This window comes from Mucilaginibacter sp. UYCu711, assembly GCF_050433825.1.
GTDB lineage: Bacteria > Bacteroidota > Bacteroidia > Sphingobacteriales > Sphingobacteriaceae > Mucilaginibacter.
Map to the genome: position 1 here is coordinate 1 of NZ_JBNPWM010000026.1, position 1,237 is coordinate 1,237.

1 protein-coding gene and 1 pseudogene are annotated in these 1,237 nt (G+C 45.1%); both read right to left on the reverse strand.

Going from position 1 to position 1,237, the window contains the following annotated elements:
- Positions 1–280 (reverse strand): annotated as a pseudogene (locus ABIB50_RS26580) (hypothetical protein); the annotation flags it as partial.
- Complete coding sequence (locus ABIB50_RS26585) at positions 259–645, reverse strand: IS110 family transposase (RefSeq protein ID WP_429385094.1); 387 nt, start codon at positions 643–645, stop codon at positions 259–261. The gene ABIB50_RS26585 and the pseudogene ABIB50_RS26580, both read right to left, overlap by 22 nt.
- Positions 646–1,237: the final 592 nt, after the last annotated feature.

A 1,237-nucleotide genomic window follows, 5' to 3' on the forward strand; every position in this document is an offset into this window, starting at 1 on the left:
TGGCGTGTTTGGTTTTCTTCGATAGCTCAGGATCGCTTTCTGTCACTTTACGCATTTGCAGCTCGATATCGCCAAGCTGTTTGGTGGCTAAAGCGATACGTTCCTTTAAACGCTCCACGCTGTCAGCAAAAGCATCGAAAGAATGGTTCAGCGCATGTAGCTGATTGGTTAAAGCATTCCTGTCCCTGATCAGGCCGATGCGTTCCCGGCTCATCCTTTTTAATATGCGCAGTGTTTCATTGGGCCGGCTCCAGAGCGTCAGTTCCCGTTCCAGGCCCATATACGGGCCAGCATACCGGCATCGATCTTGTCCGTTTTGTTCTTCTCATCCAGGCTTTTGGCATACTGCTTACCTTTTGTGGGCTGGATGACGCTCAACCGGTAACCCACACCGCTAATAAAATAAGCGGCTTCCTCGTGATAGGTGCCGGTCGCTTCCATGTTGACATACAAAGCAAGGCCATTATCCTGCTTCTTGTTTAGCCACTCGCGTAGCTTTATAAACCCGTCGGGGCTGTTCTCGAATCCACTTGTCGCCACTACCTTGATCTTCAGGTCTTCTGTATAGAAGGACAGGCAGCAATCGATCTTTTTCATGGATACATCAATGCCCAGGCACTGCTTCAATGTTGCTTTTTTGCTCATAATTGAATTGTTACAGAATCGAAACAGAGAGATATATCCCACAGTCTATACTCATATTCTACACAGGCTCAGGGAACTATCCCCGGCTTAAAATACTATTGAGACTCATGGATAAGAACCCGGCAATGGTAAGTTCTTGCTCAGGCATACATCATTATCTATGATGTTGCTTCCTATGTGGATGCTCTAATGCCGTTCCCTCTCTATATCAATATCTTATTGTTTACTAATCAAATACAAATAAACGAAACGGGAGACCGGAGAGGTAATATCTGGCTAGACATGCAAAAAGTCTTGCTGCAAAGCTATGTTAGGTACTCTCGGGCCGGTACTCCTGTTTACATCACAGAAACAAGGTAATATCTCGCTATGCATACAACCTGTTAATTGCTGCAGGTTAATGTTCGGTACTCTTGTTTCTGTCTCTCGTATCTTCTGATCGGGATGGTAAGATCTTGCTAAGCATACACTTTTGGGTGCTGCAGGTTTGTGTTAGTTACTCATTTACCTATCTCCTGAATTACCCTGCTAAAGTATGAGCTATGTTTTGGTGTTACCAAAACTTGCTGGCCCCATTCATGCTATCGCATTC

Bases quoted from the DNA above. Each gene is read 5' to 3' on its own strand.
- ABIB50_RS26585 (WP_429385094.1), bottom strand. From the start codon at position 645: ATGAGCAAAAAAGCAACATTGAAGCAGTGCCTGGGCATTGATGTATCC.